At 35.3% G+C, this 18003-nt stretch carries 12 protein-coding genes and 1 tRNA gene; 11 read left to right on the plus strand and 2 right to left on the minus strand.

All coding sequences use genetic code 11. The features are described 5' to 3' along the window. Positions 1-103 precede the first annotated feature (103 nt). The 4 genes from AA088_RS07845 to AA088_RS07860 all read left to right on the plus strand — a co-directional run bounded on the left by AA088_RS07845 (position 104) and on the right by AA088_RS07860 (position 3163). On the plus strand, positions 104-1261 hold the full coding sequence (locus AA088_RS07845) for a trans-sulfuration enzyme family protein (RefSeq protein ID WP_046744407.1): 1158 nt from the start codon (positions 104-106) through the stop codon (positions 1259-1261). Between the two features lie 102 nt (positions 1262-1363). After that, entirely contained in the window at positions 1364-1900 is a 537-nt protein-coding gene (locus AA088_RS07850; protein ID WP_046744408.1) for a hypothetical protein, read from the plus strand. A 145-nt stretch (positions 1901-2045) separates the two neighbouring features. After that, entirely contained in the window at positions 2046-2762 is a 717-nt protein-coding gene (gene bshB1, locus AA088_RS07855) for a bacillithiol biosynthesis deacetylase BshB1 (RefSeq protein ID WP_046744409.1), read from the plus strand. A 325-nt stretch (positions 2763-3087) separates the two neighbouring features. Beyond that, positions 3088-3163, plus strand: a tRNA-His gene (locus tag AA088_RS07860). A gap of 132 nt (positions 3164-3295) precedes the next feature. Here AA088_RS07860 and AA088_RS07865 read toward each other — a convergent pair. Beyond that, positions 3296-4315 carry a LacI family DNA-binding transcriptional regulator gene (locus AA088_RS07865; protein ID WP_046744410.1) on the minus strand — a complete coding sequence of 340 codons (1020 nt, stop codon included), beginning with the start codon at positions 4313-4315 and terminating at the stop codon, positions 3296-3298. A 158-nt stretch (positions 4316-4473) separates the two neighbouring features. Here AA088_RS07865 and AA088_RS07870 point away from each other — a divergent pair, with 158 nt between their 5' ends. The 6 genes from AA088_RS07870 to AA088_RS07895 all read left to right on the plus strand — a co-directional run bounded on the left by AA088_RS07870 (position 4474) and on the right by AA088_RS07895 (position 13962). Further along, complete coding sequence (locus AA088_RS07870; protein ID WP_052752821.1) at positions 4474-7092, plus strand: TonB-dependent receptor; 2619 nt, start codon at positions 4474-4476, stop codon at positions 7090-7092. A gap of 91 nt (positions 7093-7183) precedes the next feature. Next, a complete protein-coding gene (locus tag AA088_RS07875; protein ID WP_206539840.1) occupies positions 7184-7537 on the plus strand; it encodes a glutaredoxin family protein in 354 nt (117 codons plus the stop codon). Position 7538: 1 nt separating this feature from the next. Then, on the plus strand, positions 7539-8855 hold the full coding sequence (locus AA088_RS07880) for an MFS transporter (protein WP_046744412.1): 1317 nt from the start codon (positions 7539-7541) through the stop codon (positions 8853-8855). Next, positions 8852-10027 carry a glycoside hydrolase 100 family protein gene (locus AA088_RS07885; protein WP_046744588.1) on the plus strand — a complete coding sequence of 392 codons (1176 nt, stop codon included), beginning with the start codon at positions 8852-8854 and terminating at the stop codon, positions 10025-10027. The genes AA088_RS07880 and AA088_RS07885 overlap by 4 nt, the downstream gene beginning before the upstream one ends. Then, positions 10027-10965, plus strand: a complete 939-nt coding sequence (locus AA088_RS07890; protein WP_046744589.1) for a carbohydrate kinase family protein — start codon at positions 10027-10029, stop codon at positions 10963-10965. Before AA088_RS07885 ends, AA088_RS07890 begins: the two co-directional genes overlap by 1 nt. Positions 10966-11445: 480 nt before the next feature. After that, positions 11446-13962 (plus strand): T9SS type A sorting domain-containing protein, encoded by a 2517-nt coding sequence (locus AA088_RS07895; protein ID WP_082106621.1) that lies wholly within the window; start codon positions 11446-11448, stop codon positions 13960-13962. A gap of 149 nt (positions 13963-14111) precedes the next feature. On the opposite strand, the gene AA088_RS07900 is transcribed toward AA088_RS07895, so the two are convergent. Further along, positions 14112-15131 (minus strand): LacI family DNA-binding transcriptional regulator, encoded by a 1020-nt coding sequence (locus AA088_RS07900; RefSeq protein ID WP_046744414.1) that lies wholly within the window; start codon positions 15129-15131, stop codon positions 14112-14114. Positions 15132-15300: 169 nt separating this feature from the next. Between AA088_RS07900 and AA088_RS07905 the strand changes: the two genes are divergently transcribed. Further along, positions 15301-17895 (plus strand): TonB-dependent receptor, encoded by a 2595-nt coding sequence (locus tag AA088_RS07905; protein ID WP_052752822.1) that lies wholly within the window; start codon positions 15301-15303, stop codon positions 17893-17895. The last annotated feature ends 108 nt before the right edge of the window (positions 17896-18003 follow it).

An 18003-nucleotide genomic window follows, 5' to 3' on the forward strand; every position in this document is an offset into this window, starting at 1 on the left:
TTAAGGAAGAAGCGAATACCTTATTCAACTTAACTTATTAGCAAAGTTAAGTTAGGTTTATCAATAGCACTTTTGTAATTTAGACATGACGAAAACAATCTTTATGAAAAAGAAAAACTTAGGACTAAATACTGTTTGTACCCATACGGGAGAAGTAAAAGATACACAATTTAAAGGCGCAGTTTCCCCAATATATTTGAGTAGCTCATATGCGTTTCAAGATATTGATGAAAAACGTTACCCACGTTATTTTAATACACCAAATCAACAAGCTCTTTGTAAAAAAGTAGCTGCTTTAGAACATACTGAAGCTGCATTAATTTTTGGTAGTGGAATGGCAGCCATAAGTACAAGTTTGTTGGCATTTTTGCAAAAAGGCGATCATATAGTGTTGCAAAATGCATTGTACGGAGGTACGATGAACTTAGTGTTAGAAGAATTTGATAAATATGGTATCGAATATACTTTTACAGAAAGTTTAGCATGTAAAGATTTCAAAAAAGTTATTCAAAAAAATACAAAAGTCATTTATATAGAAACGCCTTCAAATCCGTTGCTAAAGATTACAGATATTCGTAAAGTAGCAAAATTAGCTAAGAAGCATAACTTAATTTCAATGATTGACAATACGTTTGCTAGCCCTGTGAATCAATTGCCTGCAGAGTTAGGAATTGACATTGTGATTCATAGTGCTACAAAATACTTTGGTGGGCATAGTGATATTTTGGCAGGAGCTGTTGCCGCTTCCGCAGAGCATATCAATCAAATATTTCAATTAGGAAAAAACTTAGGCGGAAGTTTAAGTGATTTTACAGTTTGGATGTTGGAACGAAGTATGAAAACGTTAGGGTTGCGCGTAAAAGAACAAAATAAGAATGCATTGAAAATTGCAAATTATCTAGAAAAACACCAAGCTGTCGAAAAAGTATATTACCCTGGTCTACGTTCGCATGAAGATTACGAACTAGCAAAATCACAAATGTCTGGTTTTGGCGGTATGATGTCATTTGAACTGAAAGCTGACTATGACGTTTCTATATTTTTCAAATCACTGAAACTTATTAAACCTTCTATGAGTTTGGCAGGTGTGGAAAGTACAGTTTTAAGTCCTACACAAACCTCGCATGCATTATTGACACCCGAAGAACGCAAAAAACAAGGAATTGCAGATGGATTGATTCGTTTTTCCGTTGGAATTGAAGACCGGAAAGATATCATTTCGGATCTTAAACAAGCAATTAAAAAAGCAAAAAAGAAGTAATATATATTTAGCAGGAATGTATACCCTCAATTATAATTGACTGAGGGTTTTTATGAAAAAGAAGTTTTAATATTTTCCTAAAACCATCTTACAGATTTATCTATGAATATTATAGAGGAGTTTATAGAAAAGCATCAAGGAAAATTTTTGCAAAACCCTAAAAAGAGTTTCTATGTAATTGGCAAAAAATATTCGTGCCAAGACGGAGAGATAGTAGTTGATGGTACAAAGATTAGTGTCAATTTTACTGAAGTTTCTGATGCTGTAAGAACTACTGAACCTTTTCGGATTATTTTGTATTTCGATCGCTTATATGATATTGATTTTGAAATGTTTCCTAAGAGCTGGTGGGGCAAGATAAAAGACCTTTTTTTTCCTAAGCGAGTAACTTATATTCCCCAAAAAGTACGAAAACAGTTCTATTTTAGCGGAAACCCAAAGATTTTTAAGGAATTAGCTAATAGTAAGACTTTTGTAGAAGATATTCTTTTTGAAATGATTTACATCCGTATAATACATAAAAAAACCAGTAGAGTTGTGCTTACACCAGCATATGGAATTTATGATGTAGAGCATTTAGAAAAATTGATTAGCATCCTTAAACAAATTGAGAAGACTGTGAAAAAGCAGTTGAATTAGTAAAAGTCATCATAGATAGACCTAACAGTATATTTTATTTTTAAAAAGATATCGAAAATGTACGTGCTATTGAGAAAAGAGGTTGACGTAATACAAAGTAGCTTGAATAAAAATAATGTAAATTTGTTGGATAAAAGATTAATAAATGAAGTTAGACATATTAGCAATCGGGGCACATCCTGACGATGTAGAATTAGGGTGTGGAGCTACATTAGCTAAAGAAATTAATAATGGTAAAAAAGTAGGCATTCTCGATTTGACAAGAGGTGAATTGGGAACACGTGGCTCTGCAGATTTACGAGATATAGAAGCAGCAAATGCTGCTAAAATATTAGGAGTAAAAGTACGAGAAAACCTAGCATTTGCAGATGGATTCTTCATAAATAATAAAGAACATCAACTAGCGATTATTAAAATCCTAAGAAAATATCAGCCAGAAATAGTGTTATGTAATGCTATCGACGATCGTCATATAGATCATGGAAAAGGAAGTCAGCTAGTAAGTGACGCCTGCTTTTTAAGTGGGTTACTGAAAATTGAAACTAAACTAGAAGGAAAACTGCAGGAAAAATGGCGACCAAAACATGTATATCATTACATTCAATGGAAAAATATTGAACCAGACTTTGTAGTTGATGTTACTGGTTTTATTGAAAAAAAGCATGAAGCTGTAATGGCATATAGTTCACAGTTTTACGATCCTACTAGTAAAGAAGCTGAAACGCCAATTACAAGTAAAAACTTTATAGATAGTATTCATTATCGTGCTCGAGACTTAGGAAGGTTAATTGGAGTAGAGTATGCAGAAGGATTTACAGTAGAACGTTATGTAGCAGTTAATTCTTTTAGCGATTTAATTTAAAGTGAAATATACAAGGAAATTCTTTATAATTAGCTTGTTATAACCTCAACATGAATTAAATATGTATGCATTTCTAAGTATATAAAAGTAATGATGATTCTTGATGTTGTTTATACCTTCAACTATGCTCATGCTAAGTTTATTATTATAAACTATATTTTTCAATAATTATCATGTTCTACTTATTGAGTTTATGGTACTTTTAATAAAAAATAATATTTGTAATAAATTAAAAATCAATCATATATTAAATTGAATTAAATAATCTAAAAAAATACTTTGTGTAGCAATTTAAATAGTGTATATTTGCATCCGCAAAACAAATGGTGATTGTAGCTCAGCTGGTTAGAGCGCTGGATTGTGGTTCCAGAGGTCGCCGGTTCGAACCCGGTCTTTCACCCTTTATAAGTCGCTCATTTTGAGCGACTTTTTTTGTTTTTAGATCTCTGGATGAAATAGTTCAAACAGTTTAAAGTTAAATCAACCCCCTGTTTTATTAATATTTTTTCATCTTTTCAATATAATTATTCAAATTATTTAGTAGAGTCCCTCTTTACCAAACTAGTCTCCAATTCAATGATTTTTGGTACAATGGGTTTCTTCTTCTTTTTGGCTTTTAGTTCTTTGAATAACTGCTTAAACGCCATTTTGCCCATCTCAAATCCTGGTTGGTCAATAGTTGTCAACGATGGCGTTATGGCAGAAGACATAAACCAATTGCTAAAACCAACAATAGAAATATCTTCCGGAATTTTAACGCCATTTTTATTAAACTCCGTAATAGCGCCAATAGCAACCAAATCTGTATTCACAAAAATTCCATCAACATCAGGATGTTCTCTTAAAATCTTTCTGGCAAACATTTCTCCGACTTCAAAGGTCATGTGGTCAAAAATATACACCAACGAAGGATCATAAGTCATTCCATTGTCTTCCAAGGCTTTTTTATAACCCAAAAAACGGTCAATGGCGTTTTGAGGCAACAACGGACCTCGAAAATGAGCTATGCGCTTGCAGCCAGTATCAATTAAATGCTGAGTAGCCATATACGCCGCTTTTCTGTCGTCAATAATCACTTTAGAACAGTTTACAAGTTTGGCAATCTTATCAAACATTACGAGCGGTTTTCCTTGCTCAATCACATCGTTCAAATGTTTAAAATCTGCTGTACCATTGGCTAGCGAAATTAAAATACCATCCACACGTTTGCTCAACAACAAATCAATTTGCTTCTTTTCGAGTTCATACGATTCGTTGGATTGCAAAATAATAACCAAATATCCTTTCTTTTCGGCCTGACTGATAATCCCTTTAATCACACTCGAAAAAAAATGATGTACAATCTCAGGAATAATCAACCCAATAGTATTCGACGTTTCTGTGCGCAAATTAACCGCAAATGCATTCGGTTTGTAATTTAACGTCTGCGCCAATTCCTTTACCAATGCTCTGGTCTTTTTACTCACATCGGGATAATCTTTTAATGCTTTGGAAACCGTAGTAACCGAAATTCCCAAGTGCTCCGCGATATCTTTTAAAGTGACAGGTTTCATAAAAATGAAGCTAATTTTTCATATTCTAACACCGCAAAATACAAAATCGAAAACGTTTTCGGTAAAATCGAAAACGTTTTCGATGAAAAAAATGTAAAATCATATACCGAGAAATATAATTTAGTGAAAAATTAATCCCAAAAACTATTAATAATATAATGAAAAACTATACGAACTTAAAGAGACTTTGTACATGGTTGCTTTTTTTAGCAGCAACAATGTCATTTGCTCAAACCAAGGTTTCAGGTACTGTTAATGACCAAAAAGGAATGCCAATTCCTGGTGTTAATGTGGTATTGGACGGTACAACAAAAGGAGCCGTAACCGATTTTGATGGAAAATTTTCTATCGATACTGTAGACGATGGAACGTACACGCTAAAAGCATCTTCTATCGGATATGCAACGTACACACAATCAATTACCGCAGCAGGAAGCGATATTGTTTTAAAAATTATCTTGGCGGAAGATACAGAATCACTAGACCAAGTAATTATTACAGGTGTGGTAAATCCGCGTTCAAAAATAGAATCGAGTATTTCGGTAACGAGCATGCAACCTGCAACAATTAAACAATCAGCACCGAGAACCACGGCGGAAATTTTTAGAACCATTCCAGGAATTCGTTCAGAATCTTCTGGTGGTGAAGGTAATGCCAATATTGCGGTACGTGGTGTGCCAATTTCTTCAGGTGGATCTAAATATGTACAACTACAAGAAGATGGTTTGCCAGTATTACTATTTGGTGATATTGCTTTCGGAACGGCAGATATTTTTACACGATTCGATTACAATGTAAAACGCATAGAAGCCATTCGTGGAGGTTCTGCCTCTACCTTAACGTCTAACGGACCTGGAGGTATCATCAATATCATCAGTAAAACAGGAAAAAATGAAGGCGGCGCAATTGGTACTACGTTTGGTGTAGATTTCAATTCATTCCGAACAGATTTCGATTATGGTTCAAAAATAGGTGACGGATTGTATTTTCATGCGGGAGGATTTTACCGTGCGGGAGAAGGAATCAGAGAAACAGGATTCACTGCAAACAACGGAGGACAATTAAAATTGAGTCTCACAAAAGAGTTTGAAAGTGGTTCAGTTCGTGTATATGCAAAATATTTAAACGATAGAGCTGCGGCGTATTTGCCTATGCCAATTCAAGTAACAGGAACCAACAGCGATCCAGATTGGAGCGATGCGCCAAATTTTGATACTACAAGAGGTTCATTGCACAGCGCAAACTTAACACAAACCTTAAGCTTAGGAGCTGATGGACAACGTCGTCGCGGCGATGTAACAAACGGAATGAATCCAATATCAACTTCAGTGGGAATTCAGGCAAATTTTGACTTAGGAGACGATTGGAAAGTTAGCAATAACGGACGTTTCTCATCCAATCGTGGTTCGTTTGTATCACCATTTCCAGCAGAAGTTGCGTCAGCATCTGCTATTGCAGATTCTTTCGGAACAGGTTCTACGTTGCAATTTACTGACGGAACTGCTGTTGCAGGAAGCAGTTTAGTTGCCAGAGTACACATGTTTGATGTAGAATTGGACAACTTCAACAACTTTATGAACGACTTAAAACTGTCAAAATCATTCGACAATGTTGATGTGACAGTAGGTTACTTTAAATCGATTCAAGATATTTCAATGTCGTGGTTGTGGAATTCATATCTACAAGAAGTAAATGACGACAATGCACGTTTAATCGACGTATTTGATGCTACGAATGCGCCATTAAGCGAAAACGGATTGTACGCGTACGGTGTTCCTTTTTGGGGAAATTGCTGTCAGCGTAACTACGACACACAATACAATGTATCAGCGCCATACATGAACGTAACGCTAGAAGCGAACGAAAACTTTACCATTGACGCGAGTTTGCGTTACGACAAAGGACGCGTTTCAGGTTCGTTTACCAACAGCGTGCAAACGGTATTTGATGTAAATAATGACGGTGTAATTTCTGCACCAGAACAAAGCGTTTCCACTATTGATAATGCAAATCCAACCGCAGTTGATTACGACTATGACTATGTATCATACTCATTAGGTTTAAACTATAAATTAAACGATACACAAGCCATTTTTGGACGTTACAGTCGCGGTGCTTCTGCCAAAGCAGATCGTATCTTATTCTCAGGATTGGATTATTTAAATGGTGACAGAATCAATGCTTTAGACTTTATCAATCAGGCAGAAATAGGGTATAAGCGCGGTTTTGAAAACGGAGCAATTTACGCAACAGCATTCTACGCAAAAACAGAAGAAGAAGGCGGATTTGAAGCTTCAACCAACAGTATCATCGAAAATGATTACAAATCGTTAGGTATTGAAGTAGAAGGTTTCTACAGATTCAATGATTTCAGTTTGCGCGGTGCGGTAACATGGACAGATGCGGAAGTTGATTCAGGAGCAAACGAAGGAAACACGCCAAGAAGACAACCAGATTTCATCTATAACCTAATTCCAGCATATGACTTTGGAAAAGAACGACAAAATTCGGTAGGGTTGAGCTTTATCGGACAATCCAAAGCATTTGCACAAGACAACAATGAATTGGTAATGCCAGGATTTTTAATTGTAAACAGTTTCATCAACGTAGGAATTACAAAATCGTTAAACGTAAACTTAGCGGCAAATAACATTTTTGACTCTTTAGGAATTACAGAGTCGGAAGAAGGAAGTATTGTAGAAGGACAAACAAATATCGTAAGAGCAAGACCACTTCCAGGAAGATCAATCTCTCTTACATTACAATACCAGTTTTAATTATTTATTTGAATACCATAAGTTTTTTAATTAGTTTAAAAGAGCTAATGTCAATATTGATATTGGCTCTTTTTCTCATAAAAACAACCACATGAAACAACTCTTACTTGCCGTATATTGCTTCTCTTTTGTTACTATGAGTAGCATTCAGATATCTTCTTCGGGAGAAAAACAATCGCGAGAAAACGCAGAAAATATTATTGTATATGGAAGTGATACCTGTCATTTTTGTGTGGATACGAAACAATTTCTAAAAGATAAAAAGGTTACGTTTGTGTATTATGATGTAGATGTGAACGAAGAAAAACTCAAGGAAATGTTGTTTAAATTGCGAAAGGCTAAGATAGCAACGTCCAATTTGAGTTTGCCTGTGATTGATAAAGACGGAGAAATTTTTACCAACAGCGAACCTTTTGAGGAGTTTCTCAACAAAATACTAGAATAGCATGAAATTCAAGAAACCCAAGCTAAGTTTTTGGCAAATTTGGAACATGAATATTGGCTTTTTCGGAATTCAATACAGCTTCGGATTGCAACAAAGTGCGGTGACGCCAATTTATGATTTTTTAGGCGCTGAACCTTCTGAAATCCCTATTCTACACTTAGCTGGACCAGTGACAGGCTTGTTGGTACAACCTATCATTGGCGCGTTGAGTGACAAAACATGGCATCCAAAACTTGGAAGAAGAAAACCGTATTTCTTTGTCGGCGCGTTAATTTGCAGTGTATGTTTGTTAGCATTTCCTTTCAGCAGTTCGTTGTGGATGGCAGCAGGATTACTTTGGATCTTAGACGTTGGAAACAATACAGCGATGGAACCGTATCGTGCGTTTATTGCGGACAAACTTGACAAAGAACAGCAACCACTAGGCTTTCAAATGCAAAGCTTTTTTACAGGCTTGGGACAAGTATTATCCAACGTTTCACTCTTTATCTTTCCGATGATTTTTATTGGAATGACAGGTTCATTGCCAACGTGGGTGTATGCTTCTTTCTTTTTAGGCGCGTTGTGTTCTATCGGTTCTATTTTATGGACAATGAAAACAACTCCTGAAATTCCACCAACGCCCGAAGAACTAGAAGCTTTACGAAGTGAAAAGCGCAGTGTGTTTCAACCGTTTATTGAAATTTATGAAGCTATTGGCGATATGCCAAAAGTCATGTGGCAATTGGCATTGGTGTATCTATTTCAATGGTATGCGCTGTTTTGTTATTGGCAAAATTCGTCAAAAAGTGTAGCGCTTTCGGTTTGGAATGCTACGCCAAAAAGCAATCCAGAAGCCTATGAGCAAGCAGCAAGTTGGACAGGTTTGGTAAACGGTTGGTACAATGCAGTTACCTTTTTAGTCGCCTTTGCCTTAGTGGGTTTCGCCAAAAAATACAGTCCCAAAATGGTACACGCAGGTTGTTTATTACTCGCGGCTATCGGATTTTTAGCTTTTCCACACATAGAAGATAAAAATCTACTATTTTTCGCCATTACAGGATTTGGAATTGGTTGGGCAAGTATCATGGGAATTCCGTATTTAATGGTCGTTCACGATATTCCAAAAGAGCGTTATGGTGTGTACATGGGCATCATTAACATGATGATTGTCATCCCGATGATTCTTCAAACTGTATCTTTTGGTTATGTATTAGAACACTTTTTAGGAAACGATCCGCGAAACGCCATTACCTTTGCAGGAGTTTTGCTATTGATTAGCGTCGTATGTACATTACTTATCAAATCGAAAACAACAAAAAAAGTCGCCACGACATGATGCATTCATCCTACATAAAAGCAAAAGAATTGCTCTTGAAGGCGCGTTCGGAAAAAGGGTTTTTAGCAAGTGCTGAAAATATTACCAATTACAAACGTATTTGGGCGCGCGATGGAGTTATTTGTGGACTTGCCGCGTTGTTAGATGGTGATGCAGAACTTATTCAAACATTTAAAAATACCTTGCAAACACTAGCAAAACATCAACACGAGTTGGGACAAATTCCTTCCAATGTCTATTTTAAAGCAACGAATGAAGTTGAATTGAGTTTTGGAGGATTGGCAGGAAGAGTCGATACCATTTCTTGGTTCATTATTGGAGTTTGTAATTATGTGTCGATGACGGATGATGAGGAGTTTTTATCGGAAGTATTTCCAAACATAGAAAAAGGAGTAACACTGTTGGAAGCTTGGGAATTCAACAATAATGATTTGCTATACGTACCGCGTTCAGGAAATTGGGCAGATGAATACATTACGGAAGGACATACCTTTTACGATCAAGTCTTGCGATTATGGGCGTTGCGATGCGTGCAAAAATTACGTCCGTCAGCAAAACTAGCGTCAAAAATTGAGCGAATTACTGAAAAATTGAATGGAAATTATAGAAAAACCAATTATCAAACACCGTTTCATCCCAAAGCTTACCATCAATTAGACGATATGTCGTATTGGATGGCTTCGGTAAATCCGTCAGGCTACCAAACCATGTTTGATGCGTTTGGAAATTCCATTGCACAATTGTTACAGTTGGGTGATGCTACATTTCAAAAAAGGCTCACACGATATGCAGAAACCTTACGAGAAAGCTTACCTTTAAAGTTAGTACCTGCGTTTTGGAAACCTATTGAAGAAACCGATGACGACTGGAAATTGCTCGTAAATAATTGTAAATATGAATTTAGAAATTTTCCTTATGAGTTTCACAATGGCGGAACGTGGCAAATGGTGAATGGTTTTTATGGAATGAGTTTGGTGTGTCAAAACTATGTGGAAAATCCGAAGCAAGTACTTGCCGCAATTCAACAATTGAACGCAAAAGAAGACTACGGATTTTACGAAAATTTCAACACCAACACAGGAAAAGCCATCGGAGTTCCACAATGTACGTGGAGTGCCGCTGGCGAAGTATTGCTAACACAATATATAAACGGAAAAAGATTAGTAGTGTGATTACAAAGAAACAAATAGATATACTTTGCGTTGGCGAAGCATTGGTCGATTTCATCGGACATCAAGATGGTGTGCTTATTAGCGATACACGCGATTATCACCGATATTTAGGAGGTTCGCCTACCAATGTTGCCATGAATACAGCGCGTTTAGGCTTGCAATCTACGTTAGTGGCAACCATCGGAAATGACGGTTTGGGAAGTTATATTGTAGAGCGATTGAACGAAATTAATATCGATGCAACACATATCAAACAAACAACAGCGCATCCTACTTCGGTGATATTTGTGTCGCGTTCCAAAGATACACCTGATTTCATTCCGTACAGAAGTGCCGATTTTCTAATCACTGAAGACCAACTTCCATCCGAATTGCTGCAGCGAGCAAGCATATTTCATACTACGTGTTTTGCGTTGAGTAAAAATCCCGCACAAACAACTATTATTCAAAAAGCCAAAGAAGCATTTGCGTTGGGTTGTAAATTGAGTATTGACATCAATTATTCAGAAAAAATTTGGAGCGATAAAGCAAATGCGCTCGAAATCATTCAAAAATATTGCAGTTACAATCCTTTGGTGAAAATCAGCGAAGACGATATTGCACGTTTGTTTGGTGCAGAAACTTCACATGACCAAGTATTTGATTTTTTCCACAAATTAGGTGTTGACATTGTGTGTTTGACACTGGGGAAAAACGGTGTAAAATTATCTCAAAAAGATAAAGAACTCATTGTCATGCCTGCTATCAAAATCAACAAAGTCATGGATGCTACAGGTGCAGGAGATGCGTTTTGGTCAGGATTTTTATTTGCGTATCTCAAAGAAAGCTCCATTGAAAACTGCTTACAGATTGCCTTGCAATTGGCTGCATTAAAACTTCAAAATGTAGGTAGATTGCCTACTAATATTAATATCCTCTCTGAACTTCTTAAAAAATAGCGCATACGCATATCAAAATCGACTGTTTTTAGATTTATTCTTTGTTAATATTCTGATTTACAGGGTTGAAACAAAGGTGGATACTTATTTGATGCTTTATAAAAACGGAATTGATGTTTTATAAAGGGTCAAGTATATTCCTTTGTTTATCAGTGTCCTTCCATTTTCTTTGGGTTAATATTAAATCAAAAACTTTACGATTATGAAAAAACAAAATTTAAAATCTTTAAAGCTGAACAAGAAATCAATTTCTAACATGCAATCAGAAATGAACACTGGAGGTAAGGAACCTTCTTGGACTTCCTACTGGGTATATTGTGAAACAAATAATCCTGTACAGTGCAGATCTATGAGACATACAGATTGTTTTTGTGATGCTAACAGTTAATTCGAAAATTTAAAATAAGTAAAGTTCAATCATAGTCGGAAGAAGTTTCAACCATAATTATTAAAATTATTCTGTATTAAAAATCGCAAGTCATGAAAAAAATATTTCTAATTATTAGTTTTAACTTAGTTAGTTTATTGATGTTTTCACAAGGTTCACAAAACAATTGGTGGCACTTTGGCAACAATTCTTCAATAAACTTTAATACATCACCTCCAACTGTTGGCGTAAGTAATATAGATACTCATGAAGGCACTTCCGCAATATCGGACAGCTTCGGAAATCTTTTATTTTATACTGATGGAGTGAAAATCTATAAACCAGATGGGCAAATAATGAGTGATGCTGCAAATAATACAAATTACTTTATGTCTGGTAATTATTCTTCTACGCAAAGCGCATTAATTGTTCCTGTTCCAGGTAACTTTATTGGAGATATAACATCTAAGTATTATGTGTTTACAATTGCAGAACTTGCAACAGAAAAAGTTAAATACTCAATTGTTGATATGAATGTAAATAATGGAACTGTAACAAACATCAATACGAACTTGCCTAACGCAATGAATTTTTTAAATAATGATTGCGAAAAAATATTAGTTATAGGGGATTGTAATGGGATTGATTACTGGCTAATCACTCATGAATACGGTAACAATAGATTTAAAGCCTATAAGATTTCGAGTTCTGGAATTTCAAGCCCGGTTATTTCAGAGACTGGAATGAATTATTCTGAGCCTGTAATTTTTTCAAATCCTGTCAATGCTACCAGTATTGGACAATTAAAGGCCTCAAGCGATGGGACAATGATTGCTTCTGCAATAAACTTAAGAGGTGTAGAACTATATGATTTTGATAAGACTTCAGGTATAATTACATTAAAAGAAAATATTGTTAACTCTATTATTGTTGGAGGTATTCCAGTAGGAGAATCTTATGGTGTTGAATTTTCATCAAATAATCAATACTTGTATTATACAACAGATGTTGATCAATTTGGTGTTATTGGGAGAGGTGTTTTTAGTTATAATATAGCCACGCCTTCTGTTCCGTCTATTAAAATTTCTAATTCAGGAGTACACTATTACAGAGCGTTGCAGATTGCACCAGACGGGAATATTTATGTTGCTAGAGTTGATAACTATTTAGGAATTATTAGCGATATTGATAATGGAGGTGTATACAATCATTATGGCTTAGAGTTAGCACCAGGTACAGGTTCAAAAATAGGATTACCAATTTTTGCTCCAGAGCTAACTAGCATTCAAATTGAGCTACCTTCTACAATATTTGTTTGTGACTCATTTGAGGAAATTTGTGGTCCAAATTCATCAAATAATAATTCATTCTCCTATGAATGGTATGGTCCTGGTCATGATCCAACAGAAATTCTATTATTAGGAGAAGAAATGTGTTTTACACCTACACAAACTGGAAATTATTCTTTAATAATTACCGACGAAAATGGTTGTACAGCCAGTCATACAATCAACATAACAGACACCATACCACAACCCGATTTGGGAATTGTAGATTGTGAGCAAGCGCCATTTGGCAATATCAACATACTCAACCAAGATTTTGACAATCCTGATTATACCATTACTTGGTATCATAACGGACAAATTGTACAAGTAGGTGGCGAAACATTGATGATGTCTATTGAACAAGGAGAAGTAACTGTAACCGTAGCTGTCGACGATTGTGAGCCAGGCTCTGATACTATTGAAATATATTGCTGCCCAGATGATTTAGAAATTGTCATGAATTGCGAAACAGGACTGTTAGAAGTACAAAACTTACCAAGTAATATCACCATCAACACTATGTTTTGGGATTATGATTTCCAAACACTTCCAAATTCAAATAGTACTACGTATCAACCAACACAGGAAGGAGTGTATTCCTTTGGAATAATTTTTACGTTCCCAAATGGAGAAGAATGTCATCACTTTATCCACTACGATTACAAAGAAGCGTACTGTTGTGACATTATCGGATCGCAAGCAAACGTTAGCTTACAAAATCCGAATAATAATTTTCACTATGTGTCAGATACTAAGTACGGACCCATGGAAATTCCATCAATGTGCGAAAGAGTTGTTCTAGATGGTTCATTGAGCACTTGTGAAGATGGATATTTTATTTCTATTGCTGCATTTGATCCCGTTTCTTGGACTGATGATCCAGCAGTAAGTCCCAATCCTATTTATCAAGGATGGACGCAAGGACAAGCTCCTAATTACATAGATTTAACGCAGCCACCGTTTAATATAACATTTACCAATCAAACCTATTACATGATACAATTTGCAGTAGGACCCAATTGGGATGATGAATATATTTTGTTTTGGTATGACTGTGATGCCAAAAGAGAAATGGTTGTGTCACCCAACCCAACTCAAGGCGAGTTTACCGTTTCTATGTCAAATAATGAGAAAGAAGGAGCTTTAGAAATCTTGGATTTATCGGGGAATAGTGTTTTTAGAGGAACTGTTTCGGGAGGTAAGCCTAGTCAAGTAAATATTTCTAAGGCTAAATCAGGAGTGTATTTTGTAAGAGTCTATATTGAAGGAGAAACCTACACTAAAAAAATACTAAAAAATTAATTAAAAACATTTTCTTATAAAAGGCAGTGGTATTTTGATATCACTGCTTTTATGATGAATAAATTTGACTAAATCAGGTTTGAAAATTGTTTCAATCTATTTTTGTCAGAGATTAATTTTTGGAGCTAAACTTAGATTGTTTCCTACAATCAAACTCTAAATGTTGATTGTCTAACAATCAAATTTGTACGTAGTTCTATTGTTTTATACGACAAACTATCACTTTCAATTTCTTCAATTAAGTATTTTACAGCTGTTTTTCCCATCTTATTACCAGGTTGATCAATTGTAGTTAAGTTTGGTTCAATAATCGTGGAATTAACAGAATTGCTAAAGCCTACAACAGCAATTTCTTCTGGAATTTTTATGTTGAATTTTTTAAGTACCTTAATTACACCAATAGCACAACTATCTGTAATGGCAAAAATGGCATCAGGTTTTTGTTGCAATGTCAGGATGATATTTGTCAATCGTTTTCCTTGTTCTAAGGAAATATCTTCTGTACTCAAGATTAACTTTTCATCAATAGGAATGGCATTGTCTTTTAAAGCTTGTAAATACCCTTCAAAACGTTTTTCAGAGTTGAACGAATTTTCGGTTTCTTTAAAAATAGCAATGCGTTTTTTTCCTAAATTGATTAAATGCTCAACGGCATTATAAGCAGCTTGTTTATCATTTATAATAACTTGTGTACAAGGAATTTTGTTAGATACTTTGTCAAATAATACCAAAGGAATACGATCCAAAACGTTTAAAATATCTTTCACATCTTTGGTTCTTCGTGTTAAACATAGTAAAATTCCTTCAACACCAAACTGAATCATGGTGTTAAGCATTTCATTTTGTTTCTCAAAATTGTTTTTCGATTCGGAAATAATAACTCTATATCCATGAAGTTCGGCAGTTTCTAAAATTCCTTCTAAAATTGTTGAGGTGTAATAATGTGAAATTTTAGGAACTACTACACCAATAATACGTGTGCGATGACTGCGAAAACCTTTTGCAAATATATTAGGTTGATAATGTAGCTCCTTGGCAATTTTTTGTACGTTCTTCTTGGTTTCTGGATTGATGTCTGAATGGTTGTTAAGAGCTCTAGAAACTGTTGAAGTGGATAACCCTAAGCGTTTGGCAATATCTTTTAGAGTAGCACTGCTTTTTTTCTTCATAAAAAATGATAAAGTAACTTAATTACTCAAATGTAAATTTTTAAATTGCAAATTGCAAACGTTCCCGGGAACGTTTGCATAACTTTCGTTTAACATTTTCGTAAAAATGAGGTTATACTTATGTTAATATTGCAGTATAATCAACTATTAATTATTAAATCAACAAAATATGGGAAAAACTATTTTTACTCTTCTTTGTGTATTAACATTCTTTACGGGAATGGCGCAAACTGAGATTTCTGGTAGTGTGAAAGATGAAACCGGAACTCCAATCCCAGGTGCGAACGTTTCTATAAAAGGAGGCTCATCAGGAGCAGCAACTAACTTTGATGGAAATTTTTCATTCACTTCAAATTTAACAGGAAAACAAACTATTTTAGTTTCATATGTTGGATATGAAACTTTTCAAAAACAAATAGAGTTAAGTGGAGCTGCTATTAAGTTAGATATTATTCTTAAACAAGGAGGAAATGCGCTATCGGCAGTATTGCTTACAGCAACTTCTACAACGCGTTCTCAAAAAGAAACACCATTATCCATTACTTCTTTTGGGGTAAAAGAACTTTCAAAACTAAATACGAGTAGCCAAGCAGATGTTTTAAGAAGTGTTCCAGGAATTACCGCAGAAGGTGGTGGTGGAGAAGTTGCTTCCAATATTTTTGTAAGAGGATTGCCTTCCGGAGGACAATATCAATTTAATCCTTTACAAATTGATGGCATGCCTGTATTAAGTACTTTTGGATTAAATTCTTCTGCTCATGATGTGTATTTTAGAAATGATATTGGAATTAAAAGCTTAGAATTTGTTCGCGGAGGTTCTTCAATTTTATATGGAGTAGGTTCTGTTGCAGGAATTATTAATTATACAAGTATCACGGGAGGAAGTCAACAAAAAACAACCATTCGTACAGAATTGGCTTCTAATTCAAGATATAAAGCTGACTTTGTGACAAGTGGGCCACTGGGAGGAGAAAATTCAAAAACGTTCTATGCACTATCAGGTTTTTATCGTTATGATGAAGGACCATTAAAAACTGGATTGGCTACAGAAGGTTTTCAATTGCGCGGAAACATCAAACACGTAACAGATAACGGATCTATTACATTTTCAGGACAATGGATTGATGACACGGTACAATTCTTTTTACCATATCCTTTAGAAGGAGGATCGCGTAATCGCCCTACAGGAAATGATGGGGAAGAAATTAGAACATTGCAAACTGCAGCAGCAGCAGATATAGCATATATGACACCAGATGGAATTTATCGCTCACCTATTGAAGATGGAGTAGCAACCAAAGGAGGTTATTTCTTAACAAACTTTAAGCATCGTTTTTCTGATGACCTAAAATTAGACGCAAAACTAAGATACTCTCGTTACAAGCATCAGTTCAATTTATTCCTTGATGGTAGTGGCGTGAGTGGTGCTAAAGTAGTAGAAACTCAACAAGAATATTTGGATGCTCGTGGATTAACTTCTGGAACGTTTACCTACTTAAATGGACAGCCTTTGGCAGCAAACGCATTGTTATTTGAAAATAGAATTTTAGATAGAAATAGACCTTTGGAAGAATTAATGGCAGATATTAAATTCACCAAAAAAGCAGGAAACCATAGTATTACACTGGGAACATTCATGTCTAGATCGCAAGCTGGAGATTTTAATGTAATTACAAACTATTTAGGAGAATTCAACGACAGACCACGCTTGGTAAATGTTTCAGGATATACTATTAATGGAGTTACCAATAGAGGAACGGCTTATACTAATAGAAATATTTCTAGTAATAAAATAGCTGTGTTCTTAACAGATGAGATCAAGTTAGATCGCTGGAATTTAGATATTGGAGTTCGTTATGAAAGAGCTTCGGGCGATATTGAAGTGGAAGGAACAGATACTTTTCAAGTAGACAATACTGGAATTAGCAATTTGGATAATGTGGTATGGGGAAATGGTAGTTTTACAAGAGGACATGTTGCAGCAGACGATTTTGCAGTAGCTTTGGCAGCTTTGTATAAAGTGACAGATGATTTGAGTGCGTATGGAAACTTCTCAAGAGGATATTTCTTTCCAGAACTAAGAGGGACACGTTTTGATGGTTTTGGAAATCCTTCATCGTACGAAACTGAAAAAATTACTCAGGGAGAACTTGGAGTAAAATATTCAAAAAATAAATTTTCAGGAACTGCTGCTTTATACTCAGTAAGTTTAAAAGACCGTCGCTCAATAAGTTTCGTAAATGCACCAGGAGGTGGATTTATTGAAGAAGTGGACACACAAGACACGAGTACATTTGGATTTGAAGGAACTTGGAGTTGGGCATTTGCCAAAGATTTTGATTTTGCGGGTTCATTAACATATCAAAGTCATGAAATCACTAAATCTGAAAGCAATCCAGAATTTGAAGGAAACGAATTAAGAAGACAACCTAATATTTTAAGTACCCTTTCTCTAAATTACGACAATTCAAAGTTTGACGCAGGAATTATCTACAATTATACTGGTAAAAAATTCTCAAATGATGCCAATTCTATTGAGCTTGACGCTATTGGACTTGCAAACTTGAATTTAGGGTATACATTTGATTTAGGAGAAAATGGAGAAACAATGCGCCTTGGAACACAGGTTTTTAACTTGTTCAATTCTGATGGAATTACGGAAGGTTCTCCACGTTTGAACAACAATCAAACAGAAGAAGAATTTTTTGTTGGAAGGCCAGTATTGCCAACAAGAGTATTCTTTAATGCTACATTCAACTTCTAATAATACATATTGATTAGCTTTATTTACGAACAACTCACCACAAGCTTTACATATGTATTGTGGTGGGTTTTCCTAATGGAAAATGAGTAAAGCCATCTAACTATTACA

Source organism: Kordia zhangzhouensis, assembly GCF_001005305.1.
Classification (GTDB): domain Bacteria; phylum Bacteroidota; class Bacteroidia; order Flavobacteriales; family Flavobacteriaceae; genus Kordia; species Kordia zhangzhouensis.